Here is a 202-nt window from a genome sequence, read left to right on the forward strand (position 1 = left end):
TCGCGACCTATTTGAATGCCCTTTGTTGCTGCTAAGAACTTCAGTTTACGCGTGCCAATGCGTGGCTGCTTCAGCCTGACTTCACGGACAAAGCCAATGACAGTATGCTCATGATGTTCACAACGAGATTGAGTTTGGCATTGCTTATAATAAGCTTGGCGAGAGATTTGTACTAACTGACAAAACTTCGTAACGCTCAAAC

The 202-nt window shown here is 44.6% G+C and carries 1 pseudogene; it reads right to left on the reverse strand.

Annotated features, from left to right (window positions below):
- Positions 1-202, reverse strand: a pseudogene (locus IQP38_RS26575) (IS3 family transposase); the annotation flags it as partial.

Source organism: Vibrio sp. OPT41 (assembly GCF_015163595.1).
GTDB classification, from domain to species: Bacteria; Pseudomonadota; Gammaproteobacteria; order Enterobacterales; family Vibrionaceae; genus Vibrio; species Vibrio alginolyticus.